Origin of the sequence: Mesorhizobium sp. M1050 (assembly GCF_040318715.1) — a bacterium.
Classification (GTDB): Bacteria; Pseudomonadota; Alphaproteobacteria; order Rhizobiales; family Rhizobiaceae; genus Mesorhizobium.
Genome location: NZ_JAMYMV010000001.1, coordinates 178,196 through 202,251 on the forward strand (window position 1 = coordinate 178,196; position 24,056 = coordinate 202,251).

At 62.2% G+C, this 24,056-nt stretch carries 28 protein-coding genes; 14 read left to right on the forward strand and 14 right to left on the reverse strand.

Translation table 11 applies throughout. The features are described from left to right. Positions 1–228 precede the first annotated feature (228 nt). The 6 genes from NKH57_RS00925 (at position 229) to NKH57_RS00950 (ending at position 5,066) form a co-directional block, all read left to right on the forward strand. On the forward strand, positions 229–870 hold the full coding sequence (locus NKH57_RS00925; protein WP_023760729.1) for a 50S ribosomal protein L25/general stress protein Ctc: 642 nt from the start codon (positions 229–231) through the stop codon (positions 868–870). Positions 871–893: 23 nt separating this feature from the next. Beyond that, on the forward strand, positions 894–1,619 hold the full coding sequence (pth, locus tag NKH57_RS00930) for an aminoacyl-tRNA hydrolase (RefSeq protein ID WP_352940934.1): 726 nt from the start codon (positions 894–896) through the stop codon (positions 1,617–1,619). A 91-nt stretch (positions 1,620–1,710) separates the two neighbouring features. Then, positions 1,711–2,814: a redox-regulated ATPase YchF gene (ychF, locus tag NKH57_RS00935; RefSeq protein WP_023760727.1), complete on the forward strand. Its 1,104-nt coding sequence runs from the start codon at positions 1,711–1,713 to the stop codon at positions 2,812–2,814. 223 nt (positions 2,815–3,037) lie between these two features. Further along, the gene (gene corA / locus NKH57_RS00940; RefSeq protein WP_023760726.1) at positions 3,038–4,012 is read left to right on the forward strand and encodes a magnesium/cobalt transporter CorA; all 975 of its coding nucleotides are present in this window, start codon (positions 3,038–3,040) and stop codon (positions 4,010–4,012) included. Between the two features lie 107 nt (positions 4,013–4,119). Next, positions 4,120–4,596, forward strand: a complete 477-nt coding sequence (locus tag NKH57_RS00945; RefSeq protein WP_352940937.1) for a MaoC family dehydratase — start codon at positions 4,120–4,122, stop codon at positions 4,594–4,596. Continuing rightward, positions 4,593–5,066 (forward strand): MaoC family dehydratase, encoded by a 474-nt coding sequence (locus tag NKH57_RS00950; RefSeq protein WP_352940939.1) that lies wholly within the window; start codon positions 4,593–4,595, stop codon positions 5,064–5,066. The genes NKH57_RS00945 and NKH57_RS00950 overlap by 4 nt, the downstream gene beginning before the upstream one ends. Before the next feature lie 97 nt (positions 5,067–5,163). Here the strand turns inward: NKH57_RS00950 and NKH57_RS00955 are convergent, their stop codons facing one another. From NKH57_RS00955 to petA, 5 genes are all read right to left on the reverse strand, one after another. Further along, positions 5,164–5,709, reverse strand: a complete 546-nt coding sequence (locus NKH57_RS00955; protein ID WP_023760724.1) for an adenine phosphoribosyltransferase — start codon at positions 5,707–5,709, stop codon at positions 5,164–5,166. 9 nt (positions 5,710–5,718) lie between these two features. Beyond that, positions 5,719–6,864, reverse strand: coding sequence for an alpha-hydroxy acid oxidase (locus NKH57_RS00960; RefSeq protein ID WP_352940941.1), 1,146 nt, complete (start codon positions 6,862–6,864; stop codon positions 5,719–5,721). A 182-nt stretch (positions 6,865–7,046) separates the two neighbouring features. Then, positions 7,047–7,919: a cytochrome c1 gene (locus tag NKH57_RS00965; protein ID WP_352940943.1), complete on the reverse strand. Its 873-nt coding sequence runs from the start codon at positions 7,917–7,919 to the stop codon at positions 7,047–7,049. Between the two features lie 89 nt (positions 7,920–8,008). Beyond that, a complete protein-coding gene (locus NKH57_RS00970; RefSeq protein WP_352603480.1) occupies positions 8,009–9,310 on the reverse strand; it encodes a cytochrome b in 1,302 nt (433 codons plus the stop codon). Positions 9,311–9,326: 16 nt separating this feature from the next. Then, positions 9,327–9,887, reverse strand: a complete 561-nt coding sequence (gene petA / locus NKH57_RS00975; protein ID WP_013529984.1) for a ubiquinol-cytochrome c reductase iron-sulfur subunit — start codon at positions 9,885–9,887, stop codon at positions 9,327–9,329. Between the two features lie 315 nt (positions 9,888–10,202). Here petA and NKH57_RS00980 point away from each other — a divergent pair, with 315 nt between their 5' ends. Further along, a complete protein-coding gene (locus tag NKH57_RS00980; RefSeq protein ID WP_352940946.1) occupies positions 10,203–10,547 on the forward strand; it encodes a cupin domain-containing protein in 345 nt (114 codons plus the stop codon). Between the two features lie 3 nt (positions 10,548–10,550). Here the strand turns inward: NKH57_RS00980 and NKH57_RS00985 are convergent, their stop codons facing one another. Genes NKH57_RS00985 through NKH57_RS01005 form a run of 5 tightly spaced genes read right to left on the reverse strand, consistent with a single transcriptional unit; the run spans position 10,551 to position 15,560 of the window. After that, positions 10,551–10,862 (reverse strand): DUF6665 family protein, encoded by a 312-nt coding sequence (locus NKH57_RS00985; RefSeq protein WP_352940948.1) that lies wholly within the window; start codon positions 10,860–10,862, stop codon positions 10,551–10,553. 1 nt (position 10,863) lies between these two features. Beyond that, positions 10,864–11,313, reverse strand: coding sequence for a GNAT family N-acetyltransferase (locus NKH57_RS00990; RefSeq protein WP_352940949.1), 450 nt, complete (start codon positions 11,311–11,313; stop codon positions 10,864–10,866). A gap of 40 nt (positions 11,314–11,353) precedes the next feature. Continuing rightward, complete coding sequence (locus tag NKH57_RS00995) at positions 11,354–13,237, reverse strand: ABC transporter ATP-binding protein (protein ID WP_352940951.1); 1,884 nt, start codon at positions 13,235–13,237, stop codon at positions 11,354–11,356. Beyond that, positions 13,234–15,135, reverse strand: coding sequence for an ABC transporter ATP-binding protein (locus NKH57_RS01000; protein WP_352940953.1), 1,902 nt, complete (start codon positions 15,133–15,135; stop codon positions 13,234–13,236). Before NKH57_RS01000 ends, NKH57_RS00995 begins: the two co-directional genes overlap by 4 nt. 29 nt (positions 15,136–15,164) lie before the next feature. Next, positions 15,165–15,560 carry a hypothetical protein gene (locus NKH57_RS01005; RefSeq protein WP_352603494.1) on the reverse strand — a complete coding sequence of 132 codons (396 nt, stop codon included), beginning with the start codon at positions 15,558–15,560 and terminating at the stop codon, positions 15,165–15,167. 467 nt (positions 15,561–16,027) lie between these two features. On the opposite strand from NKH57_RS01005, the gene NKH57_RS01010 reads away from it, so the two are divergent. Continuing rightward, on the forward strand, positions 16,028–16,486 hold the full coding sequence (locus NKH57_RS01010) for a tRNA (cytidine(34)-2'-O)-methyltransferase (protein ID WP_352940955.1): 459 nt from the start codon (positions 16,028–16,030) through the stop codon (positions 16,484–16,486). 131 nt (positions 16,487–16,617) lie between these two features. Then, positions 16,618–17,091, forward strand: a complete 474-nt coding sequence (gene soxR / locus NKH57_RS01015) for a redox-sensitive transcriptional activator SoxR (protein WP_352940957.1) — start codon at positions 16,618–16,620, stop codon at positions 17,089–17,091. Positions 17,092–17,244: 153 nt separating this feature from the next. On the opposite strand, the gene NKH57_RS01020 is transcribed toward soxR, so the two are convergent. Then, positions 17,245–17,502, reverse strand: coding sequence for a hypothetical protein (locus tag NKH57_RS01020; RefSeq protein ID WP_023760711.1), 258 nt, complete (start codon positions 17,500–17,502; stop codon positions 17,245–17,247). A 170-nt stretch (positions 17,503–17,672) separates the two neighbouring features. Here NKH57_RS01020 and hemF point away from each other — a divergent pair, with 170 nt between their 5' ends. The 5 genes from hemF to NKH57_RS01045 all read left to right on the forward strand — a co-directional run bounded on the left by hemF (position 17,673) and on the right by NKH57_RS01045 (position 21,479). After that, on the forward strand, positions 17,673–18,587 hold the full coding sequence (hemF, locus tag NKH57_RS01025; RefSeq protein WP_352940959.1) for an oxygen-dependent coproporphyrinogen oxidase: 915 nt from the start codon (positions 17,673–17,675) through the stop codon (positions 18,585–18,587). 308 nt (positions 18,588–18,895) lie between these two features. Next, a complete protein-coding gene (locus NKH57_RS01030) occupies positions 18,896–19,156 on the forward strand; it encodes a DUF1344 domain-containing protein (protein WP_023760709.1) in 261 nt (86 codons plus the stop codon). 233 nt (positions 19,157–19,389) lie between these two features. After that, the gene (locus NKH57_RS01035) at positions 19,390–19,575 is read left to right on the forward strand and encodes a DUF1059 domain-containing protein (RefSeq protein ID WP_023760708.1); all 186 of its coding nucleotides are present in this window, start codon (positions 19,390–19,392) and stop codon (positions 19,573–19,575) included. Positions 19,576–19,832: 257 nt separating this feature from the next. After that, entirely contained in the window at positions 19,833–20,411 is a 579-nt protein-coding gene (locus tag NKH57_RS01040; protein WP_352940962.1) for a hypothetical protein, read from the forward strand. 18 nt (positions 20,412–20,429) lie between these two features. Continuing rightward, entirely contained in the window at positions 20,430–21,479 is a 1,050-nt protein-coding gene (locus tag NKH57_RS01045) for a S8 family serine peptidase (RefSeq protein WP_352940965.1), read from the forward strand. A gap of 55 nt (positions 21,480–21,534) precedes the next feature. Here NKH57_RS01045 and NKH57_RS01050 read toward each other — a convergent pair whose 3' ends face one another. The 3 genes from NKH57_RS01050 to NKH57_RS01060 are packed head-to-tail and all read right to left on the reverse strand — an operon-like array spanning position 21,535 to position 24,055. After that, positions 21,535–22,797, reverse strand: a complete 1,263-nt coding sequence (locus tag NKH57_RS01050; RefSeq protein WP_352940967.1) for a CCA tRNA nucleotidyltransferase — start codon at positions 22,795–22,797, stop codon at positions 21,535–21,537. Further along, positions 22,794–23,426 (reverse strand): CoA pyrophosphatase, encoded by a 633-nt coding sequence (locus NKH57_RS01055; RefSeq protein WP_352940970.1) that lies wholly within the window; start codon positions 23,424–23,426, stop codon positions 22,794–22,796. Before NKH57_RS01055 ends, NKH57_RS01050 begins: the two co-directional genes overlap by 4 nt. Beyond that, positions 23,426–24,055: a DUF1285 domain-containing protein gene (locus NKH57_RS01060; RefSeq protein WP_023760703.1), complete on the reverse strand. Its 630-nt coding sequence runs from the start codon at positions 24,053–24,055 to the stop codon at positions 23,426–23,428. Before NKH57_RS01060 ends, NKH57_RS01055 begins: the two co-directional genes overlap by 1 nt. Between the last annotated feature and the right edge of the window lies 1 nt (position 24,056).

The window sequence follows — 24,056 nt, forward strand, 5'->3', positions numbered from 1 at the left end:
TGGCTGACGTGCCTTTGGCTTGCACCTCCGGCCGCCTTCCGCTATAGAGCCGCCACCCGCGTAGACACCCTTGGAGGCAACGCGGCGGAAGGCCGCCTTCCCGCACGATCCCGAAAAGTGGATTCCGGTTTTCGGACCAGATCATGCATGGGTATGTCGGCTTTCGACGTTTACGGCCAGGCAGGTTGCCAACCGTAAGCGCTCCAGAACAAACCGAAAGGAAATGCCATGAGCCACGACACTTACGAGCTCAAGGCCGAAGCACGCGAACAGGTCGGTAAGGGGTCCGCCCGTGCAGTTCGCCGCAACGGTAAAGTGCCTGCAGTAATCTATGGTGACAAGCAGCCTCCCCTGGCGATCGCACTCACCTACAAGGACATCTACTACAAGATCCATGGCGGCGGGTTTTTGACCACGATCGCCACGATCGATGTCGACGGCAAGAAGATCCAGGTCCTGCCGAAGGACTTCCAGCTCGACCCGGTCAAGGATTTCCCTGTCCATGTCGACTTCCTGCGCATCGGCAAGGACACCCAGGTCAATGTCGACGTGCCTGTCCATTTCATCAATGAGGACAGGTCGCCCGGCATCAAGCGCGGCGGCGTGCTCAACATCGTGCGTCACGAAGTCGAGTTCCACTGCCCGGCCAATGCGATCCCGGAATTCATCACCATCGATCTCACCGGCGCCAACATTGGCGACTCGATCCACATCTCGTCGGTCAAGCTGCCGGCTGGTGTGAAGCCTGTGATCTCCGACCGCGACTTCACCATCGCGACCATTGCCGGTTCGTCGGCGATGAAGCCGGAGGCGGAAGAGACGACTGAAGTGGCTGCACCCGAAGCGGCTCCCGCCGCCGAAGAGAAATAACTCTTTCCCGCTCGGAGCAGACGATGCTTGTCTTTGCAGGCCTCGGCAATCCGGGCGCGAAATATGCCAACAACCGCCACAATGTCGGTTTCATGGCGGCGGACGCAATCGCCCGCCGCCATTCCTTTTCGCCCTGGTCGAAGAAATTCCAGGGCCTGATTTCAGAAGGCACGCTCGGCGGCGAAAAGATCGTCCTGATCAAGCCGCAGACCTTCATGAACCTGTCCGGCCAGTCGGTCGGCGAAGCGCTGCGATTCTACAAGCTCGAGCTGTCCGCACTCACCGTCTTCTATGACGAGATCGACCTTGCCGAAGGCAAGCTGCGCATCAAGACCGGCGGCGGCGCCGGCGGCCATAACGGCATCCGCTCGATCGACGGCCATGTCGGCAGCGCCTACCGCCGCGTGCGCATCGGCGTCGGTCACCCCGGCGTCAAGGAAATGGTCCAGCACCATGTGCTCGGCGATTTCGACAAGGTCGACCGCGAATGGCTCGAACCGCTGCTCGACGCAATCGCCGAGAACGCCGCCATGATCGCCAAGGGCGACGACTCCGGCTTCATGAACAAGGTCAGCCTCGCCGTCCAGGGCAAGGCCGGCACGGAACCAGAAAAGCCGGCGCAGAAGCAGCAGGGCCCCAAACACCAAAGCCACATCCGCCAGGCACGCCCGCAACAGGCCCCCGCCAAACCGCCTGAGACCGGCCCGATGGCCGCCATGCTGAAGAAGCTGTTCGGCGGCAAGGACTGAGCGGGATCGGCGCCACAGGGCTTGACGTTGATCACCCCTATCGCCCATAGCCCTGATCAAATTTCTATTTCCCTATAGGACCGGACAAAAAATGGGTTTCAAATGCGGCATCGTTGGCTTGCCCAACGTCGGCAAGTCGACGCTTTTCAACGCGTTGACCAGGACGGCGGCGGCGCAGGCCGCCAACTATCCGTTCTGCACCATCGAACCGAACACCGGCGAGGTAGCGGTGCCCGATCCGCGCCTGCAGAAGATCGCGGCGATCGGCAAGTCGAAAGAGATCATCCCGACCCGCATCTCCTTCGTCGACATTGCCGGCCTGGTGCGCGGCGCCTCGAAGGGCGAAGGGCTGGGCAACCAGTTCCTCGCCAACATCCGCGAGGTCGACGCCATCGTGCATGTGCTGCGCTGCTTCGAGGATGACGACATCACCCATGTCGAAGGCCGCATCGACCCTGTTGCCGACGCCGAGACGGTCGAAACCGAGCTGATGCTCGCCGACCTCGACAGCCTCGAGCGCCGCATCGTGCAATTCCGCAAGCGCGCCGGCAGCAAAGACAAGGAAGCGACCACCGTGCTGCCGATGATGGAGGCAGCGCTCGAACTGCTGCAAGCCGGCAAGCCGACCCGCATCCTGCTTAAGGGCATCTCGGCGGAAGACCTGCGCATCCTGCAGGGGCTGAACCTTCTGACCTCGCACCCCGTGCTCTACGTCTGCAATGTCGCCGAGGCAGATGCCGCCACCGGCAACGAGCACACCAGCGCCGTGGAAAAGATGGCTGCCGCGCAGGGCGCGGGCACCGTGGTGATCTCGGCGGCGATCGAGGCGGAAGTCGCCCAGCTCTCCGACGAGGAAGAGATGGAATTTCTGTCCTCGCTGGGCCTCGACGAACCCGGCCTGAACAAGGTCATCCGCGCCGGCTACGATCTGCTGCATCTGATCACCTATTTCACCGTCGGGCCGAAGGAGACGCGCGCCTGGACCATCCACAAGGGCGACAAGGCCCCTCAGGCGGCCGGTGTCATCCACACCGATTTCGAGCGCGGCTTCATCCGCGCCCAGACCATCGCCTACAATGATTTCATCACGCTTGGCGGCGAAGTGGCGGCCAAGGAAGCCGGCAAGGCGCGTGACGAAGGCAAGGAATACGTGGTCCAGGACGGCGACATCCTGCTGTTCAAGTTCAACACCTGACGCCTCAAGCGGCCGGGTATCCAAAACATCCCGGCGAGCTTTTTTCTCGACGAGTTCTTCCGAGCGGCCGACGCCCATCCGCCGGGCAGCCGCTTGTCTTGATTTTGTCATGCCACAGGTCTAAGCGGCAGGCGCGAGGTCGGCGCTGGCGCCGAGAACCGTGCAATCCGACACGACGCGTCAATCCGAACGCACCCTTTAATCCAGCAAGGGAGACCCGGCGATGATCAAGGCCTTCGTCGTGGACAATGACCGCCTGCGCGCCGTCGATGAACTCTTGGCAAACAGCGACAATGTCGTCTGGGCCGATCTGCTTAACCCGACCAAGGAAGAGGAAGCGGCGATCGAGGCGTGGCTCGGCGTCGCCATTCCGACGCGCGAGGAGATGGAGGAGATCGAGATTTCGAGCCGCCTCTATGTCGAGGATGGCGCCTACTTCATGACCGCCACCCTGCCCGCCCAGACCGAAATCGACGATCCCCTGATGTCGCCTGTCACCTTCGTGCTGGCCGGCACCAGGCTGATCACCGTGCGCTACCACGAACCGAAGGCCTTCAAGACCTTTCCGCAGCGCGCCGAGAAGGTGGCGACCGGCTGCACCAGCGGCGACACCATCCTGATCGGGCTGCTGGAGGCGATCGTCGACCGTCTCGCCGATATTCTGGAACGCGCCGGCCGCGACATCGAAGTAATCTCGCGCGACATCTTCGAGGCGCGGTCGACCAAGGTCTCCAAGCGCAACCGCGACTTCCAGGAGCTTTTGAAAGCGATCGGCCGCAAGGAGGACATCGCCTCCTCGATCCGCGACAGCCTGATCTCGCTGCAGCGCCTGGCCGGCTTTTTCGCCCATGCCTCGACCCGCACCAAGATGAGCAAGGACACCAAGGCGCGCATCAAGACGCTGTCCCGCGACGTGCTGTCGCTCGCCGACCACGCCACCTTCCTGTCGCAGAAGATTTCCTTCCTGCTCGACGCGACGCTTGGCATGATCTCGATCGAGCAGAACGCCATCATCAAGATCTTCTCGGTTGCCGCCGTCATCTTCCTGCCGCCGACGCTGGTCGCCTCGATCTACGGCATGAACTTCGACGTCATCCCCGAGCTCAAATGGGAACTGGGCTATCCCTTCGCAATTGCCATGATGGTGTTGTCGGCGATCCTGCCGTTCTGGTATTTCCGGCGCCGCGGTTGGCTCTGATCCGCCCGCCAAAGGCCATGCAGCCACGACTTGGCGCTATAGAAATCTCTTGACCAAATGTGCTGCGGCCTGCATCCGGAAACCCTTCGTCAGCCGGATTTCAGACCATGACTGCAAAAACAAAAACCTGGGCCTATGAGGATTTCGTCGAGGGTGCGTCGCTCGATCTCGGTAGCAAGCTGGTGAGCGCCGCCGAGATCGTCGAATTCGCTGGAGAATTCGACCCGCAGCCGATGCATCTCGACGAGGAGGCGGGTAAGGCCAGCATCCTCGGCGGTCTCGCGGCGTCTGGCTGGCACACCTGCGCCGTGTTCATGCGCATGCTGTGCGATGCGTTCCTGCTGGACTCCACCTGCCAGGGCGCACCCGGTGTCGACCATGTCAAATGGAAGAAGCCGGTCCTGGCCGGCGACCAGCTCACCGGCACCCTAGTGGTTGTTGCCAAGCGCCTGTCGAAATCGAAGCCGCAACTCGGCTTCGTGACAATGCGCAGCGAGCTGTTCAACCAGCGTGGCGAAAGCGTCTTCGAGCTTGAGAATTCCGCCATGTTCCTCACGCGCGATGCCGCGAGGAGCCAAGCATGACACTGGACGAATTCTTCCGCATCGGCACCACCGTGACGCTCGGCTCGCACACATTCGAGCCCGAGGCGATCAAGGCGTTCGCACGCAAATACGACCCGCAAATCTTCCATGTCGACGAGGACGCAGCGAAGAAGAGCGTGCTCGGCGGGCTCTGCGCTTCCGGCTGGCACACGGCGGCGACCTGGATGAAACTTAATCTCGAAAATCGCATGGACGCCGAGATCCCTGCGTGGAGCGGCCCCGGTCCGGTGCCGGAATTTGGCCCCTCGCCCGGTTTCAAGAACCTGAAATGGCTGAAGCCGGTCTATGCCGGGCAAACCATCACTTTCACGCGCACGGCGCTGTCGCACCGCCCGATCGCCTCACGCCCCGGCTGGCGGCTGCTGGCCCTGCGATGTGAGGCTTTTGAGTCGACCGGCGACATGGTGCTGGAGTTCGAGAGCGCAGTGCTGGTGAAGACGGGTGAGTAGCCGGTTCGGCGAATTCATCGTGCCAGCGGCACGATGAAAGGCCAACGAATGCTGCGAAGCAGCGGGGACCGCCCGGGCGGTCGTGATCAATCGCTTTTCAAACCCCTTCAAACCCAATCAGCGTCCGCACCGGCACGCCGAGCGCTTCGAGCTTCGCGCGGCCGCCCAGGTCCGGCAGGTCGATGACGAAGCAGGCGGCGAGGATATCCGCGCCGATCTGGCGCAGCAGCTTGACCGCCGCCTCAGCGGTGCCGCCGGTGGCGATCAGATCGTCGACCAGGATCACCTTCTCGCCGGGCGAAACGCCGTCCTTGTGCATCTCCATCTCGTCCAGCCCGTATTCCAGGCTGTAGGCGACGCGCACCGTCTCGAAGGGCAGCTTGCCCTTCTTGCGGATCGGTACGAAACCCGCCGAGAGCTGATGGGCGACAGCGCCGCCGAGGATGAAGCCGCGCGCCTCGATGCCGGCGATCTTGTCGACCTTCTGGCCGGCATAAGGATGCACCAGCTCGTCGATGGCGCGGCGGAAGGCGCGCGCATTGCTGAGCAGCGTGGTGATGTCGCGAAACAGGATACCGGGCTTGGGATAGTCCGGAATGGTGCGGATCGCGGCAAGCAGCGTGTCTTCTAGTGAGGATTTCATGTGTCGAGATTACCTGAAACGGAGATTGTTGCGCGACAATTGTTCGATCGAACTGCAGCCCATCAGCTTCATGCCGCGTTCGATCTCGGCCCGCATCAGTTCAAGCGCCCGTTCGACGCCGGGCTGGCCGGCCGCTGCCAACGGGAACAGATAATAGCGGCCGACGCCGACGGCCTTTGCGCCGAGCGACAGCGCCTTCAGCACATGCGTGCCGCGCTGCACACCGCCATCCATGATGACGTCGATCCTGTCTCCGACCGCATCGACGATCTCGGCAAACTGGTCGAACGCCGCCCGCGAGCCATCCAGCTGCCGGCCGCCATGGTTCGACAGCACAATTCCGCTGCAGCCGATGTCCACGGCACGCCTGGCATCCTCAACCGACATGACGCCCTTAAGGCAGAACGGACCCGACCACAGCTTGACCATCTCGGCGACGTCGTCCCATGTCATCGACGGGTCGAGCATCTCGGTGAAGTAGCGGCTGATCGACATCGTGCCGCCACCCATGTCGGCATGCTCGTCGAGCTGCGGCAGCTTGAACCCCTCATGGGTGAAATAGTTGATCGCCCAGGCCGGCTTGAGCGCGAACTGCAGCATCCCGGCCAGATTGAGCTTGAAGGGAATGGCGAAGCCGGTGCGTTTGTCGCGCTCGCGATTTCCCCCGGTGATGCTGTCGACGGTCAGCATCATCACCTCGACGCCAACCCCCTTTGCCCGCTGCATCATCGCCCGATTGAGTGCGCGATCTCTATGGAAATAGAACTGATAGACCTGCGGGCTGCTGCTGATCCGGCGCGCTTCTTCAAGGCTGACGGTGCCAAGCGAGGAGACCCCGAACATCGTGCCATATTTGGCGGCGGCCTTGGCGACCGCGCGCTCGCCCTGATGGTGGAACAGCCGCTGCAAGGCGGTCGGCGAGCAATAGAACGGCATCGCCAGCTTCTGGCCCATGACCGTCACCGACATGTCGATCTCGCTCACCCCGCGCAAGACATTGGGAACCAGGTCGCAGGTGTCGAAGCTTTCGGTGTTGCGGCGATAGGTGACCTCATCGTCCGCCGCGCCGTCGATGTAGTTGAAGATAGGCCCCGGCAGCCGCTGCTGCGCAATGCGGCGGAAATCGGAAAAGTTGTGACAGTCGCTGAGCCGCATCATCGAAATCCAAACACCATGCCGTCGACAATTCTTTTTTCAAAGATGCTGTGTGGCATACCATAGGGCGCCGTGCCAACGGACCTGTGCGACAAGAACGCACCTGACCACCATGTCGCCAACCCCCGTTCAGCAAAAAGGGCGCCCCTCGGCGCCCTTTTGTGATCAAATGGCTGTGTCGCTTAATGCGCCACGCCTTCCCACACCTTGCGCTTGGTGAGATAGACCAGTGCACCGAACAGCAACAGGAACACCAGAACGCGGAAGCCGGTCTTCTTGCGATCTTCCATGTGCGGCTCGGCCGCCCACATCAGGAAGGTCGCAACGTCGCGGGAATACTGGTCGACGGTCTGTGGCGAGCCGTCGTCATAGGTCACCTGACCATCGGACAACGGCTTGGGCATTTTCAGCGACACGCTGGACATGAAGTACGGATTGTAGTGGGTGCCTTCCGGGATCACCATGCCGGCCGGCGGCGTCTGGTCGTAGCCGGTCAGCAGCGAATGGATATAGTCGGGACCGCCCGCGTCGTACTGCGTGAAGATGTCGAAGACGAATTGCGGAAAGCCGCGCTCGACGCCGCGTGCCTTGGCCAGCAGCGACATGTCGGGCGGTGCAGCACCGCCATTGGAGGCAGCGGCGGCCTCGTCATTGGCGAAGGGCGCCGGGAAATGATCGGACGGCTTGCCGGGACGGTCGAACATGTCGCCGGCATCGTTGGGGCCGTCATGAATCGTGTACTCCGCCGACAGCGTCTTGATCTGGGCATCGGAATAGCCGAGGTCCGACAGCGTGCGGAAGGCCACCAGGTTCATCGAATGGCAGGCCGAGCAGACTTCCTTGTAGACCTTGAGGCCGCGCTGCAACTGCGCCTTGTCATAGGTGCCGAACGGGCCGGTGAAGCTCCAGCTCATTTCCTTCGGCTCGTTGATCGGGAAATGCGTCGGATTGGCCGCGTTGTGTGCCTCTTCGGCGGCGACCGCCCAAGTGCTTGCTGCCCCGGTGCCGGCGGCCACAAGGCCGATCAGCGCCATCGAGGTGAGAATCTTTTTCATGCCAAATCCCCTTAGATTCTCTACCCGTCTGTCTTCCTGCTTGAGCATGGCCTTGTCCGGAAACCGGTTCCCACTTTTCGGGATCATGCTCAGCCCTTGGTCTCTGGTGCGGCCGTGGCGCCAGCCGGATGTCCGCCACCGCCCTTGTTCTTCTCGAGAACTGCTTCGGTGATCGAGTTCGGCAGCCTTCGCGGCGTCTCGATCAGACCGAGCACAGGCAGGGCGACCAGGAAGAAGGCGAAGTAGACCAGCGTCGCCATCTGCGCCATGAACACATAGCTGCCTTCCGCCGGCTGCGAGCCCAACCAGCCCAGCAGGACGGCATCGGCCACGAACACCCAGAAGAACAGCTTGTACCAGGGCCGATAGACGGCCGACCGCACCTTCGAGGTGTCGAGCCACGGCACCAGGAACAACATGACGATCGCGCCGAACAGGCACAGAACGCCGCCGAGCTTGGAGTTGATCGGCCCGACATTGAAGGTGATGGCGCGCAGGATGGCGTAGAACGGCAGGAAGTACCATTCCGGCACGATATGGGCCGGGGTCTTCAGCGGGTTGGCGACCGTGTAGTTGTCGGGATGGCCGAGATAGTTCGGCAGGTAGAAGACGAAATAGGCGAAGAAGAACAAGAACACGAGCATGCCGAACGCGTCCTTGATGGTCGCATAAGGGGTGAACGCAACGGTGTCGGTCTTCGACTTGACCTCGATGCCGGTCGGGTTCGACTGGCCGACGACATGCAGCGCCCAGACGTGCAGCACGACGACGCCGGCAATCATGAACGGCAGCAGGTAATGCAGCGCAAAGAAGCGATTCAGCGTCGGGTTATCGACAGCAAAGCCGCCGAGCAGCAGCTGCTGGATCCAGTCGCCGACCAGCGGAATGGCCGTGAAGAAGCCGGTGATGACCGTGGCGCCCCAGAAGCTCATCTGGCCCCAGGGCAGCACGTAGCCCATGAAGCCGGTCGCCATCATCAGGAGATAGATGATGCAACCGAGGATCCACAGCAGCTCCCGCGGCGCCTTGTAGGAGCCGTAATAAAGGCCACGGAAGATGTGGATATAAACGGCGATGAAGAAGAACGACGCGCCGTTCGAATGCAAGTAGCGCAGCAGCCAGCCCGAATTCACGTCGCGCATGATCTTTTCGACCGAGCCGAAGGCAAGATTGCTATCGGCCGTGTAGTGCATGGCCAGCACGATGCCGGTCAGCATCTGTGCTACCAGCATGATCGCCAGGATGCCGCCGAAGGTCCACGCATAGTTGAGGTTGCGCGGCACCGGATAGGCGATGAAGCTGTCATAGACCAGCCGCGGCAGCGGCATGCGGGCGTCGAACCAGCGTCCGAGACCGGTTTTGGGCGTATAGGTCGAGTGTCCCTCGCTCATCGAAATATCCCCTGCCTCAACCGATAAGGATCTTGGTATCGGAAATGAACTTGAATACCGGCACCGCCATGTTCTCCGGGGCCGGGCCTTTGCGGATGCGTCCGGCGGTATCATATTGCGATCCGTGGCACGGGCAGAACCAGCCGCCGAAATCGCCTTCCTGGCCGAGCGGAATGCAGCCCAGATGCGTGCAGACCTGAACCATCACCATCCAGGCTTCCTTGCCGGGCGTGGTGCGGTTGGCATCGGTCGCCGGTGCGTCGGCCGGCAGATTGGCGTTGCGCGCGATCGGGTCCTTGAGATCGGCCAGCTTGACCGCCTCGCCGTCCTTCATTTCCTGTTCGGTGCGGTTGCGCACCACGACAGGCTTGCCGCGCCACTTGACGATCAGCGACATGCCCGGCGTCAGCGAGGCGACGTCGACCTCAACCGAGGCGAGCGCCAGCGTCGAGGCATCGGGGCGCATCTGGTCGATGAACGGCCACGCGAATGCACCCGCGCCGACCACTGCGGCCATGCCGGTGGCGACGTAGAGAAAATCACGACGGTTGGGATCCTGGGTGTCGGTTGCGCTCACGGGTGCCTGATCCTTTCGCCTCTTCCGTGCCGGTGGCTGAGCCTTTTTCCCCGCTCAATTACGCCAACCCGACAGCGCATGGCGAACAGGCTTGCGAATTCCTCCAGCATTTGGACCTCGGTTTATGCGTGAAGCCTGTTTTTGTCCAGACGGATCAAGGCACAAGGGCAGATTGTCGCGGGGACAAAATCCGCCGCCGGGCAATGCGACGCCGGATAGCCGTCAAACATCGCTAAGCAGCAGGGAAACAACCGCAAATCCGATGCCCTTGTGCGCCTCGACACAAGGGCGCCAGCCGGGTCTATCCTTACCATCATGGCATACGTGATAGACCGCGACACCTGGGCCGTTCGCTCCGACCGCTGGAAGGGCGAACTGCAATGCGGCGCCTACGGCTCCAACTCCTGCCTGATCTTCAACTACCTGCCCGATGTCGGCGGCGGTCCTCGGCTGCACACGCATCCCTACGCAGAGATCTTCATCATCCGCCAGGGCACCGGACTGTTCACGGTCGGCGACAAGGAGATCGAAGCCTCCTCCGGCCAGATCCTGATCGTGCCGCCGAACACGCCGCACAAATTCACCAATCTCGGGCCGGGTGCGCTGGAAACGACCGACATCCACGAGAACGGCACGTTCATCACCGAATGGCTTGAATGATCTCTAGGTCGCGCCGAGCCTCGCCAATACGGCCTTCGGGATGTTGTATTCGCGGATGACGGCGTCATGCCTACGCAATCCGCACAGTTCGCGCTGGATGAAATAGCCGTGCACCGCCTCGGCGGCCTCCTTGAGCAGCCGGGGGCGCAGTTGCTCGTCGGCATTGTCGCGCAGCCTGGCCAGCGTTTCCTCGACCCGCTGGCCGGCGCGGCCGAGTGCGGCTGCCTTCTCCGCCAATATCTCATGGCCGAGGGCGTCGAAGGCGACCTCGGCAGCCGAGGCGCCGGCAAGATGAGATGGCGGACGCAAGGACATTTCAGCCTCCTTTCCCGAAAATCATGTGGTGGGTAACGAATTCTTCGCCTTCCACGCGCAGAAAGCCAAGCCGTTCATAGAAACCGAAGGCTTCGTGCGGCGCGCGTGTGTTCAGCACGGCGAAATGGCGACGCGCCCTGTCGACGACGGTCTCGACCAGCATCCGGCCGAGGCCGGTGCGACGGTGACGCGCACTGACGAACAGGTGCCGGACCCGGCCATGGTCCCTGCCCTCGAAATAAGGATCGATGTTCAGCCCGCACACACCGACGAGTTCCCGGCCATTCCAGGCGCCGTACAGCGCCTCGCCGCGCCTCAGGAACTTGTTGCGGCCGCTTGCCCAGCCATCTGCCAGACCCACCAGCATCCAGTAGCCTTCCAGCCGGCTTTCCTGCTTCAGCGTATCGAAGGCCAGGGTGGTTGGCCGGAGCCGCTTGAGCACATAGCTCACCCCGGGGCCGATCTCTGGGTCCGCATATCCAACCATGGAGCTACTCCGCCGGGCGTGTCTCTTCGAGCAAGCTGTCCTCGTGATAGAGAAAACCGCCGGACTGGCGTTTCCACAGCCGCGCATAGAGCCCATCGAACGCCACCAGTTGGTCATGCGTGCCTTGTTCGACGATGCGGCCACCGTCGAGCACCACCAACCGTTCGAGCGCGGCGATCGTCGACAGCCGGTGGGCGATGGCGATGACCGTCTTGTTCTCCATCAGCCGCGTGAGATTCTCCTGGATCGCCGCCTCGATGTCGGAATCGAGCGCCGAGGTTGCTTCATCGAGAATCAGGATCGGGGCGTCCTTGAGGAAGACGCGGGCGATCGCCACGCGTTGGCGCTGGCCGCCCGACAGTTTGACACCGCGCTCGCCGACAAAGGCCTCGTAGCCGACACGATCCCTATTGTCGCGCAGGCCCAGGATGAACTCGTGCGCCTCGGCCTTCTTTGCCGCCGCGATCACTTGCGTCTCGGTCGCGCCAGGCATGCCGAGCTTGATGTTGTCGCGCAGCGAACGGTGGAACAGGGTCGTGTCCTGGCTGACGACGCCGATATTGGCGCGCAGCGAATTCTGGGTGACATCGGAGACGTTCTGACCATCGATGGTGATTAGCCCGCGTTCCAGGTCATAGAGCCGCAGGATCAAATTGGCGAGCGTCGTCTTGCCGGCGCCCGACGGCCCGACCAGCCCGACCTTTTCGCCCGGCCGCACCGCAAGGTCGATGCCGTTAAGCACGCCGAATCCCCTTCCGTAATGGAACTCGACGTTCTTCACCTCGATGCGACCGCCGGCCACCACGAGCTCCTTCGCGTCGGGTGCATCGACCAGGCCAAGTGGCTGCGAGATCAGCGCCTTGGAATTTTCCAGCACGCCGAGGTTTCGCAATATGCTGTTGAGCTGCATCATCAGCCGCCCGAGCAGCATGTTGAGCCGCAGCACCAGCGACAGCGTGAAAGCGACCGCGCCGACGGTGATCGAGCCTTCGACCCAGAGATAGACGGCAAAGCAGCCGATTGCCGTGATCATAGTGCCCGACAGCGTCGTCAGCGCCATTCGCACGCCGGTCAGCCGGCGGGTGAAGGGGCGCAGCGCGTCGAGATAGATGTCGAAGCCGTTTTTGATGTAGCGGTCGTCGCCGTCGGCCGAGAACAGTTTCAGCGTCTGCACGTTGGAATAGGAATCGACGATGCGGCCAGTGATCATCGAGCCGGCTTCGGCGGTTTCCTCCGCGTGCTTGCGGATCGCCGGCAGATAGAGCTTGGCCAGCCAGCCGAAGGCGGAAATCCAGATCACCACCAGCACCGCCAGCCTGAGATCGAGGCCAGCGACCAGCGCCAGCGTCGTCACAGTGTAGACGATCATGAACCAGACGACCTCGATGAAGCTTTCCATCAGGTCGCCGGTCGCCTGGCCCGCCTGCCAGACCTTGGTGGCAATGCGGCCGGCAAAATCGTTCTGGAAGAAGGCGTAGGACTGGCGCGACACATGCCTGTGCGCCTGCCAGCGCACCAGATTGTAGAAGCCGGGCGTGATCGTCTGTTCGTCGACCAGCGCCGACAGGCCAACGACGATGGTCCGGATGACCAGCACCACCGCGATCATGAACACCAGTTCAGGGCCGGCGGCATTCCACAAGGCATGCCAGCTGCGCTCGGCGGGAAGCTGGTCGAGAATATCGACCAGCCGCCCGACGAAGTAGAACAGGCCGGCCTCCACCAGCGGCGCGATGCCGCCGATGACCAGCATGGCGAAGAAGGCGAACTTCGCCTGGCCGACATAGTGCCAGAGAAAGCCGCCGACGCTGGTCGGTGGCCGAAGATTCGCTGGCTCCCTGAACGGATAGACCCAGTTCTCGAACCAGCGATAGACGGCAGTCATCATTCGGCAGCTTGGCCCTTTGCAAGTGCGTCATTTGCGGCGTCAGCTGGGGCGGCGTCGGCCGGACCGTCCGCGAGCAGGAACCCGCCCGACTGGCGCTGCCAGAGCTGCGCGTAGAGCCCGCCCTTGGCGACGAGTTCGTCGTGCGAACCTTCCTCGATGACACGGCCCTCGTCCATCACCACAAGCCTGTCCATCGCCGCGATGGTCGACAGCCGGTGCGCGATGGCGATGACGGTCTTGCCTTGCATAAGCTTGTAGAGATTCTCCTGGATTGCCGCCTCGGCTTCGGAATCAAGCGCCGAGGTGGCCTCGTCAAGGATAAGTATAGGTGCGTCTTTCAACATAACGCGAGCAATTGCGATGCGTTGCCGCTGGCCACCGGACAATTTGACACCGCGATCGCCGACATGGGCATCGAAGCCCTTGCGGTCGCTGGCGTCCGAAAGCCCTGATATGAAATCCAGCGCCTCGGCGCGCCGCGCTGCCTCGACAAGCATTTCTTCCGCGGCGTCGGGCCGGCCATAGAGGATGTTCTCACGCACGGAACGATGCAGCAGTGAGGTGTCCTGCGTGACCATGCCGATCTGGGCGCGCAGCGAATCCTGCGTCACACCAGCGATCTCTTGGCCGTCGATCAGGATCTTTCCGCTCTCCAGGTCGTAGAAACGCAGCAGGAGATTGACCAGCGTCGACTTGCCGGCGCCCGAGCGGCCGACGATACCGACCTTTTCTCCCGGCTTCACCGCCAGCGACAGGTCCTCGATCACCCCTTTCCGCTTGCCATAATGGAAGCGGATATTCTCGAAGCGGATCTCGCCCTTGGAGACGGCGATGTCCTTGGCGCCCGGCCTGTCCTCGACCAGACGCGGCAACGAGATCGAGGCGATGCCGTCCTGCACCGTGCCGATATTCTCGAACAGGCCCGACATTTCCCACATGATCCATTGCGACATGCCCCACAGCCTGAGCACGAGTCCGATGACCACGGCGACAGCGCCGATCGTGACCGACTGCCCGAGCCACAGCCACAGCGCCATCGCCGTGACCGAAAACAAGAGCAGCGAATTCATGATGTAGAGCAGGCCGAAAAGCACCGTCACCAGCCGCATCGACCGATAGACGGTCTGGAGGAAGCCGGCCATGCCTTCCCGCGCAAACGAAGCCTCGCGGCGTGCATGGCTGAACAGCTTGACCGTCTGGATGTTGGAGTAGCTGTCGACGACACGCCCGGTCATGGTCGAGCGCGCATTGGCCTGCTCCTCGCCGACCTTGCCCAGCTTCGGAATGAAATAGCGCAGCAACAGGATGTAGCCGACCAGCCAGACGCCCAGAGGCGACGCCAGCCGCCAGTCGGCCGAACCGACGATGAACAGCATGCCAAGAAAATAGACGATGACGTAGTTCAGGACGTCGATCAGCTTGATGACGCATTCGCGCACGGCGAGCGCGGTCTGCATCAGCTTGGTCGCTATGCGGCCGGCGAACTCGTCCTGGTAGAAGCTCATCGACTGCTTGAGCAGGTAGCGATGCACCTGCCAGCGGATGCGCATGGGATAGTTGCCCATCAATGTCTGCTGGTTGAGAAGCGAATGCAGCCATACCGTGCCCGGCAACGCGAACAGCACGATGAAGGCCATGCCGGCGAGCTTCCAGGCTTCCGTCTGCAGGAAGGTTTCGCGATTCTGCCCCGACAGCCAGTCGACGATGCGGCCGAGGAAGCCGAACATCCACACTTCCGCGATCGCGATGGCCGTCACCAGCACCGCGTCGAGAAGGATGTAGGGCCAGGCACCGCGCGTATAATGCACGCAGAAGGCCACCAGCGTCCTGGGCGGCTCGACCGGTTCCGCCGCGGGGAACGGATCGAGCCGTCTTTCAAACCAGCTAAACAACAACATAGGTCATGCTCATGAACTCTGTTTTCCGCTTATGCGGCGCGCGAACGTACAAGGTCCGCAGAACGAATGGCGCCGCGGGCCGACGGTCCGGAATCATCCGGACCGTCCGCCTTGCTTCGCGCAATATAGGGGCTCGCGGGCTTTTCGCCGACAGGTGCGCCTGACGATCCTGACGGCGCACTGTTCACGATCCGGACTTTCGCGCCAGGCCTGATCAGCCGGATGATCCGGCGCACCAGCGACGGCCGGCTGTGGTCGGGAACCGCGCGCGAGAAATCGACATCCGGCAGCATGCCGCGATGCGGCCGGCGGCGGACTTCGGCGTGAACCGCCGACGAATAGGTCTCGCCGATGAGCAGCGCCCAGGTCGGCAGTCGGTGGATATGCAGGCTTCTTGAGCCCGGTATTCTGTAGGGATCGAACATCGGTCCATCCTCCGTGTGAAAATCGAGATAAAAAGGCGAAGCAACATCGTCCGCCGGCATTCGGCCGGAGGCACGCATTGCGTCAGTCCGGACACGATAAGCATCGGTCTGGACACGACGGACAGCATCGGTCCGGACAGGTCCAAGTGGGGCGTTCAGCCCTTTTGACTTTTTGAAAAACATCGCAGGATTCCTTCGAGAGCCGAAAAATCGTTTCGGCGGGAATCGGTGCGATCAAGTCTTAGAGAGTCAGGAGAATTGTCGTACCGAAGCCGCCAGCAGGCAGGTAAGCCCACGAGAGGGGCGCTGAGTGTGCATGGTCATCATGAATTACCCCTCCATCGGTTCGGGTTGACAATGGAGCTGACATACCCGACTTCGCAGAAAATGGCCACCCGCAGGTCCAGCATTTTCCAAAACCGCGAGCCCTCTGTGGCCGATCTGCCACTTATTAGAAGGACGCGGAAATGAACTGCCGTCTCCGCATCGCGCTCTACCAGCCGGATATCGCCGGCAACACCGGGACAATCCTGCGTTTCGCCGCTTGCCTCGGGCTCGGCGTCGACATCATCGAACCGGCCGGCTTTCCGCTCTCCGACAAAACGCTCAAGCGAGCCGGCATGGATTACCTCGAAATGGCTGCCCTGACCCGGCATGTCGACTGGCACGCCTTCGAGGACTGGCGCAAAGCCAGCGAGCGCCGGCTGGTGCTGCTGTCGACCAAAGCCACGACCCCTTACACCAGCTTTGCCTTCGCCGATGGCGACATCCTTCTGTTCGGCCGCGAATCCGCAGGCGTTCCGGATCCTGTCCATCAGGCGGCGGATGCGCGGCTGACCATACCAATGCAGGGCGCGGCGCGCAGCATCAACGTCGCGCTTTCCGTCGCCATGGTGGCGGGCGAAGCCATCCGGCAACTCGGCTAACGGCACTCCGTCTCCCGCCATCTTGACCCAGGCGCACATCGCCTCCTCCTTCGTTTGCAGATCCTTGGCTTCTTCGCTACAAGCTCAACTTAACTTGAGGTCAAGCGGAAAAATCGGAACGAAAAACAGAGATGGCACCGGTAACGGAATTGACGGTCGGCCAAGTGGCCATGCGCAGCGGTGTGGCGGTGTCGGCGCTGCATTTCTATGAGGCCCGTGGGCTGATCCGCAGCCACCGCACGTCAGGCAACCAGCGCCGCTACGGCCGCGACGTGCTGCGGCGTGTGGCGATCATCAAGGTGGCGCAGGAGGTCGGTATCTCGCTGGCCGAGATCGGCCCGGCCCTGGCCTCGCTGCCCGAGGGCCGCACGCCGACGCGCGACGACTGGAACCTGCTATCGACCGCCTGGCGCGACGGGCTCGACCACAAGATCGCCCAGTTGAAGAAACTGCGCGACGGGCTGACCGACTGCATCGGCTGCGGCTGCATGTCGATCGACAAATGCCCGCTGCGGAACAAGGGCGACCGGCTGGCAAGGGAGGGGACGGGCGCGAGAAGGCTGGTTGCTCTTCCGTCTACCCGTTCACGGGGAGAAGGTGCCTGAACGAACTGAAGGCGGATGAGGGGCAGCGCCAGCATTCAGAGCTTCGCGCCACCCTCACCCGCTTGCCGGCGTTTGTCGTACGAAAAGAAAGCAGTTGGATTTCGCCCGCTGTGCGGACCACACTCAACTCGCCGCAAACGGGGCGAGGAGAACCTAATCCGCCGCCGGCAACCGCCTGATGGTGAACTCGATCACATCGCCCGGCCGCTCGAACCAGCTTTCGATCTCGGTCCAGTAGGCCTGCTTGGGAAAGCGATCGAACCATTCCTTGGCTTTGAGCCGCGCATCGGAGCGCGGCAGCACGAAGGTCTCGCGCAAGAAACCGTCGCGCGGCATGCGTGCGCGTTCGGCCCGGCTTTGGTCCAGCCTTTTCTTCAGGCCATCCAGCGGCGGTCTTGCCGGAGTGCGCACGAAACAACTCCTTGCACCTGGCGCATGAACCCGAAATCGGAATCGAGTTTCGGAAAGGATCATGCGCAAAACCAAAGTGACTTGACCCTTGCCCTTAAGAGATTAGGGATCGCGCCGGCAAAAGACGAGTCATTTGTCGGACTCATCGCCCCCGCAACCGGAGACGGCACTTGGAACGACCTGAAATACCGGCTGGCCTGCCCGCCGACATCGAGCAGAAGAAGATCAAGGCGCGCCTGTGGTTCGAGGCATTGCGCGAACGCATCTGCGCCGGGCTTGAACAGATCGAACAGGATCTTGGCGGCCCACTGGCCTCGTGGTCGCCAGGCCGTTTCGAAAAGACGCCCTGGGAACGAGACGAGGGCCGCGGCGGTGGCGGCACCATGTCGATGATGTACGGCCGCGTCTTCGAGAAGGTCGGCGTTCATACCTCGACGGTTTATGGCGAGTTCTCTCCCGAATTCAGGAAGCTGATGCCCGGCGCCGAGGAAGATCCGCGCTTTTGGGCATCCGGCATTTCGCTGATTGCTCACCCGTGGAATCCCAACGTTCCCGCCGTGCACATGAACACGCGCATGGTGGTTACATCCAGCCAATGGTTCGGCGGCGGCGCCGATCTGACGCCGGTTCTCGACCGCCGCCGCACACAGGACGATCCCGATACCGTCGCCTTCCATCGCGCCATGCAGTTCGCTTGCGAGAAGAATGCCGGCGTCGCCGACTACCCGAAATTCAAGGCCTGGTGCGACGAGTACTTCTATCTTCCGCACCGCAACGAACCGCGCGGCACCGGCGGCATCTTCTTCGACTGGCTGCATTCGGGCGAGGACAGAGGCGGCTGGAATGCCGACTTCAACTTCGTCCAGGATGTCGGCCGCTCTTTTCTCGTCGTCTACGGCCACCTCGTGCGCGCCAACTTCAACGAGAACTGGACCGACGGTGATCGCGACGAGCAGCTCATCCGCCGCGGCCGCTACGTCGAATTCAACCTGCTTCACGATCGCGGCACCATCTTCGGCCTGAAGACCGGCGGCAATGTCGAAGCGATCCTCTCCAGCCTTCCACCTGAGGTCCGCTGGCCGTAACAAAATGGTGAGCGCGGCGTGAGCCGCATTGATGTCCCATTCGCTCGAAATGCGGCGTCGAATGTGGCATGAGGTGCGGCGAAAATTTATTTTTCGTCTAATAGGCTCTTGAAAAGGCTGGTCTATTTGTTGCGCCGGGTCGGGAAGCGCCGGCGGTTCGCCTGAGCGCAATTCCAGGAAAGCGTTAAACGATTTTCCGTTCGGAATTGCCTCAAAACAAGCGAGCCGCGACCCGACGCGACCGGACGGCCCAGACGATGCGGGACACATTCGTCAAAAGGATACCCGCCCTTCAGGAGTACTTCACAATGCGCAAGATCATTGTTTCGGCTGCCGCCGCTGCCCTTCTCGCTTCCGGTTCGGTGGCGTTCGCCGCCATCAAGCACACCACCGGCACGATCAAGACCTTTGACGCAACGGCCATGAGCCTTGTCCTCGATGACGGATCGTCCTTTACGCTTCCCAAGACCTTCAAGGATCCTGGCCTGCAGGTCGGTGAAAAGGTCCGCGTCTCATGGGAGATGAGCGGCAAGAAAAAAGTCGCCGAGGCCGTCAAGATCGCGAAGTGATGGCCTGCCAAAGCAGGGCAAGATGATGATGTCTGGTCCTGCTTCGGGCTAGCGCGAAAGGGCGGAGCAGAGCTGTTTCGCCCTTTTTGCCGTTGACGGCAACCGATACCACCCCATCTGTGTTATGCTTTCCACCCGCTCGCGGCTCCACGGATTCAATCCTGAAATCGGACCATGAGCCAGGAAAGTGCCGGAGCCTCGATCGGGCTCCACGGAGGAAAAGGAGAAATCGCATGAAGGAATTTCACTGCGGGTCGCTCGTGCCCGGCTGTGACTGGCACACGCGTGCCGACGAGGAGGCCGAGGTCATGCGTCGTGTCGTCGAGCACATGCGCGAAACGCATGGCGAGACGGTTATCCGTGAGACGATGATCGAGGCGATCCGCTCGCGCATCGAAAAGACCCGCGACGCGGCCTAGTCTTTGCCGCTCGGATTCATCCACAACACCAAACGAGCCGCGTTGGCGCCTCAAGATTGGTTGAGAAGCGCCATCGCGGACGTCCTGCCGGCAAGACCCGCAGGTCAAAGAATTATATTTTCCTCGGCTAAAATAAACCCCGCGGTAACCGACCCCGTGCCACTGTCGGGCAGATAATCCGGCTACAGTGGGGCTGCAAGAGAAGCCCGTCGCCACCAGGCACTGGTCCGGGATCGGTGGGGCGAGGTGTTTCGCGCATGCGCGAAAAGTCCGGCAATCGAGTGAGTTTTCGCACGACGGCGCTCCTGCTGTACGGGCTCCTTTCAGCGTATCCGGCGATAGCCCAGGAAGTGACCACATCGCTGGTCGACCTCCATCAAGGCTCGCCGCTCAGCGATCGCGCGCACGACCTTGGCGGCGGCGGTTATGAACTGCAGGACGGAAGCCGGATATCGTTCAACCAATGGTACCACGCAAGCTGGGTCGACATGCATGTCGAACTTTTGACCCAGATCACGGAAGATACCGGCATCCTCTGGGGATTTGGCACCGGAGAAGAAGGTGAGAAATATCGCATCGAGCCCAGCCTGAAGCTGGGCTTCCTCACGCAGATGCATCCGGGTCCGAACAGTACTCTTTCCTTGTCGCTCACCACCACCCTCGGCGGCAAGCTCACCGAAAAGCCATGCGAAGCGAACTACGGCGATTTGGGTACCTACAGCGTCAATTGCCGGCTCGCGGCCAGCGAGATGGCGCCAGAGGAAACTTTGAAATATCTGGTTAACGCTAAACCGGAGAGCCAGCACCTCTGGCTGAATTACCGTGTTACTTTCTGATCGCCGGGGAGGATGCAAATGAGAAAATCATCCCATCCCGAAATTCGCGTTCGCCCGTCCTGGTTCCTGTTTGAACGGAGTAAGAGCATGTCCGGTAGTTGCTTGAAATTCGTTTTCGTTGCGGCTCTCACCACCCTGTCGGCGCCGATGGCTTCGGCACAGGAGGCGGTCAATGCGGATGAGATGGCCGCGCTGTGTCACGGCGGCGGCCGGTCCACATGCGCGAGTGCAACGATACCGGCTGCGACCACACAAGCGGTGCAGGGGTGGATGAGCCCCGACGTCGGCGCGGCATGGGCCGCGGGGTACAAGGGCAAGGGCGTCACGATTACCATTGTCGACGATTTCTCTAGTACATCGCGCTTCTCGGGCAATTTCGGTGTCGGGGTTCAAACCCAGCGCCACGGTGAATGGACGCGCGAGGAAGCTGGCATGATCGCGCCCTTGGCGACCATCAGGTCGAAGGACTTTTCAACCAGCTCGGCCGTCAGCCTGACGCCTGGCCTGAACGTGCTCAATCTGAGCTATGGCATGTACGCCAAAGCGGGCTACAGCCCGAACCAGATCGGATGGAGCCCCGAGGAAGCCTCCATCATCTCCTATGCCACCAAAGGGTCAGCTGTTGTTTCGAAGGCGGCGGGCAACGATTCGGTTGCCGTGGGCGGAGAAACAGGCGGTCAGCAGGACTATCTCGATATCGCCCTGGTTGGCAAAGCCTCTGCGATCTTCGTCGGCGCCCTGTCGACGAACGGCGCAACAACCAACAAGGCCCAGCTTGCCTGGTACTCCAACTATGCCGGCTCCGACCCGCTCGTGCAAAGCCACTTTCTTGTGGTTGGCGTCGATGGGAGCAAGACAGGCCTATATGGCACCTCCTTCGCAGCGCCGATCATTTCAGGATATGCGGCGATACTAAGCGGCAAATTCACCAAGGCCACGCCGACTCAGATCACCAACGATCTGCTCAATACGGCTCGCACCGACACCCTGGTCAACTATAGTGCTTCCACGTACGGCAAGGGCGAAGCGAGCCTTTCACGCGCCCTGGCTCCCGTGGCAATCAGGTAGTTTCGCTCGTTCGACGACATTTGACCGTCACGGAGCACGGGCTTCGAGCCAAGGCCTAGGTTTCCAGTGCCTTCGCGGCGCGAGCAAGCAGTGCGCCGCGATCAGGCGCAAATCCCGTTTCGATCCATTCCGCCTCGAGGTTCTTGAGGATTTCGCCCAGCTTCGGTCCTGGCGTTGCGCCGAGCGCCGTCAGATCGTCGCCTTTCAGCGGGAACACCGGTTTTTTCCATTTGAGCGCGAAAGCCAGCAAGCGCGAGAAGCCGCCGGCTTCAAGCAGCGCCTCATTGTCGTCGACAGCACGAACGCGGGCCGCAGCCAGCGACAGGCGCAAGCGGTCGACAAATCCCTGCCGATCGCCGCGATAGAGCCTTTTCGCCAGTTCGCCCTCGGTCGTCTTCGGCTCGACAGCGGTGGCAAGCGCCCAGTGGCGAAGGCGATCCGCTTCGGCAGTCGAAAATCTGAGCCGGTCGGCGAGCGTCTTCATGCGTGCGGCATCCGGCGGCACGATCGCTTCCAGCCGCAGCAGCGGGTCGGGCGCCCAGCCCAGATCTTTCTCGGCCTTGGCCAGCCCATGGATCGCATCGATGCCCCATTTCTCGCTTTCCGGCAGCGCGGCGGTCAAGACGCCAGCCTGCCGCATCCAGAGCAGCGCCCGAGAGGGATCAGGCGCCGACAAAAGCTTCTTCAATTCGGACCAGATGCGCTCGGCCGAAAGCTGGGCCAGACCTTCCTTCAGCCGGGCACAGGCTTTCAGCCCATTGGCATCCGGCCGGCCATCGCCATACCAGGCGAAGAAGCGGAAGAAACGCAGGATGCGCAGATAGTCCTCACGGATGCGCGCTTCCGCATCGCCAATGAAGCGCAGCCGGCGAGCCTCGATGTCGGCAATGCCGCCGACAAGGTCGACAACCCGGCCATCGGCCTCGGCATAGAGCGCATTGATGGTGAAATCGCGCCGCTCGGCGTCAAGCTTCCAGTCGCGCCCGAACGACACTTTGGCCCGCCGCCCGTCAGTCTCGATGTCGGCTCGCAACGTGGTGACCTCATAGGGCTTGCCGCCGGCGACCACCGTGATCGTGCCGTGCTCGAAGCCGGTCGGCACCGCCTTGAAACCTCCCGCCTCGGCGCGGCGGATGGTTTCCCCCGGCAAGCAGGTGGTGGCGATGTCGATGTCGGCGACCAGTTGGCCCATCAGCGTGTTGCGTACGGCGCCGCCCGCAACACGCGCCTCTTCACCGCCCTCGCTCAATGCGGCCAACAGACGCTGCAGATGCTTGTCGCCGAGCCAATCGGCCCTGCCCGCGATCGTGACGCTCACGCATAGAGCCTTTCATAGACGGTGCGGATGATGCCGGCGGTGACGCCCCAGATGCGCCGCTCGCCATAGGGCATGTCGTAGAAGAACCATTCGAGATCGTTCCACATGCGGCTGTCGCGCTTGTGGTTGGCCGGGTCCATCAGGAAGCGCAGCGGAACTTCGAAGGCGGCATCGACCTCGTCGGCGTTCAAGCTCAGTCGGAAGCCCGGCTGCACGATGCCCAGCACCGGCGCGATGCGGTAGCCGCTGCCGGCGACATAGTCGGGCATGCGGCCGATGATCTCGATGCGATCACGGTCAAGGCCGATCTCCTCGAAGGTCTCGCGCAGCGCCGCCGCCTCTGGGCTTGGATCGGTCTGATCGATGGTGCCGCCCGGAAAGGCCACCTGCCCCGAATGATTGCGCAGCTTTTCGGCCCGTTTTGTCAGAAGAACCGTCGCATCGCCTTCGTGGTCGACCACCGGGATCAGCACGGCGGCATTGCGCAGCGCCTTGCCCTGGTTGAGGCGTGGATGACCGGGGTTGAAGCGATGATCGCCATAGTCATCGCTGGCATGCGCATCCGGCTGCGCGGCAAAGCGCGCGCGAAAATCCGCTGATGAAAAAGGCGCCGGAGACACCTGGTCCATCACGCGCTCAGCCGCTTCAACTGGTCCGCCGGCATGATCGGGAACACAGCCTTTTTCGAGCGCACCGCGAACATGGTCTTGCCGCCGATCTCGACCTCCTCGCCATGGCCGACCAGCTCATACATCACCGGCCGCGCAACCAACGCCTCCAGCCGGCCCCGCACCAGCACATAGGGCTTCAGCCCGCCAGTACCGTTCTCGTCGACGAAACGCAGCGGCCGCTCCGGCCCGGCCTCGACGACGTCGCCGACATTGGTGCGGAAGGTGATGACCTGCCCGTCACCGTCGCCCGAAACGTCCATTTCGACGGCAATGAACGGCGCATCGGCGACCCGAATGCCGACTCGCTCCACCGGTGTCACCAGATAGGTCCTGCCGTCGGCATCCTTGCGCAGCACCGAGGAGAAAAGCTGAACCAGCGGTATGCGCCCGATCGGCGTGCCCAGATAGAACCAGGTGCCATCGGCCTTGATCTCCATGTCGAGATCGCCGCAGAAGTCGGGATTCCAGCGTTCGACCGGCGCCGCACCCTTGCCGGCGCGGGTGGCGCGCGAGATCAACGCCTCGAGACCGCGCGCCTCGGTGGCACTCGTAAGGCCCTGTTCGAGATCTTCAGAGTGTTCCGTCATG

Coding starts and splice junctions, on each gene's coding strand:
- NKH57_RS00925 (WP_023760729.1), top strand. CDS start 229: ATGAGCCACGACACTTACGAGCTCAAGGCCGAAGCACGCGAACAGGTC.
- pth (WP_352940934.1), top strand. CDS start 894: ATGCTTGTCTTTGCAGGCCTCGGCAATCCGGGCGCGAAATATGCCAAC.
- ychF (WP_023760727.1), top strand. CDS start 1,711: ATGGGTTTCAAATGCGGCATCGTTGGCTTGCCCAACGTCGGCAAGTCG.
- corA (WP_023760726.1), top strand. CDS start 3,038: ATGATCAAGGCCTTCGTCGTGGACAATGACCGCCTGCGCGCCGTCGAT.
- NKH57_RS00945 (WP_352940937.1), top strand. CDS start 4,120: ATGACTGCAAAAACAAAAACCTGGGCCTATGAGGATTTCGTCGAGGGT.
- NKH57_RS00950 (WP_352940939.1), top strand. CDS start 4,593: ATGACACTGGACGAATTCTTCCGCATCGGCACCACCGTGACGCTCGGC.
- NKH57_RS00955 (WP_023760724.1), bottom strand. CDS start 5,709: ATGAAATCCTCACTAGAAGACACGCTGCTTGCCGCGATCCGCACCATT.
- NKH57_RS00960 (WP_352940941.1), bottom strand. CDS start 6,864: ATGCGGCTCAGCGACTGTCACAACTTTTCCGATTTCCGCCGCATTGCG.
- NKH57_RS00965 (WP_352940943.1), bottom strand. CDS start 7,919: ATGAAAAAGATTCTCACCTCGATGGCGCTGATCGGCCTTGTGGCCGCC.
- NKH57_RS00970 (WP_352603480.1), bottom strand. CDS start 9,310: ATGAGCGAGGGACACTCGACCTATACGCCCAAAACCGGTCTCGGACGC.
- NKH57_RS00980 (WP_352940946.1), top strand. CDS start 10,203: ATGGCATACGTGATAGACCGCGACACCTGGGCCGTTCGCTCCGACCGC.
- NKH57_RS00985 (WP_352940948.1), bottom strand. CDS start 10,862: ATGTCCTTGCGTCCGCCATCTCATCTTGCCGGCGCCTCGGCTGCCGAG.
- NKH57_RS00995 (WP_352940951.1), bottom strand. CDS start 13,237: ATGATGACTGCCGTCTATCGCTGGTTCGAGAACTGGGTCTATCCGTTC.
- NKH57_RS01000 (WP_352940953.1), bottom strand. CDS start 15,135: ATGTTGTTGTTTAGCTGGTTTGAAAGACGGCTCGATCCGTTCCCCGCG.
- NKH57_RS01005 (WP_352603494.1), bottom strand. CDS start 15,560: ATGTTCGATCCCTACAGAATACCGGGCTCAAGAAGCCTGCATATCCAC.
- NKH57_RS01010 (WP_352940955.1), top strand. CDS start 16,028: ATGAACTGCCGTCTCCGCATCGCGCTCTACCAGCCGGATATCGCCGGC.
- soxR (WP_352940957.1), top strand. CDS start 16,618: ATGGCACCGGTAACGGAATTGACGGTCGGCCAAGTGGCCATGCGCAGC.
- NKH57_RS01030 (WP_023760709.1), top strand. CDS start 18,896: ATGCGCAAGATCATTGTTTCGGCTGCCGCCGCTGCCCTTCTCGCTTCC.
- NKH57_RS01035 (WP_023760708.1), top strand. CDS start 19,390: ATGAAGGAATTTCACTGCGGGTCGCTCGTGCCCGGCTGTGACTGGCAC.
- NKH57_RS01040 (WP_352940962.1), top strand. CDS start 19,833: ATGCGCGAAAAGTCCGGCAATCGAGTGAGTTTTCGCACGACGGCGCTC.
- NKH57_RS01045 (WP_352940965.1), top strand. CDS start 20,430: ATGAGAAAATCATCCCATCCCGAAATTCGCGTTCGCCCGTCCTGGTTC.
- NKH57_RS01055 (WP_352940970.1), bottom strand. CDS start 23,426: ATGGACCAGGTGTCTCCGGCGCCTTTTTCATCAGCGGATTTTCGCGCG.
- NKH57_RS01060 (WP_023760703.1), bottom strand. CDS start 24,055: ATGACGGAACACTCTGAAGATCTCGAACAGGGCCTTACGAGTGCCACC.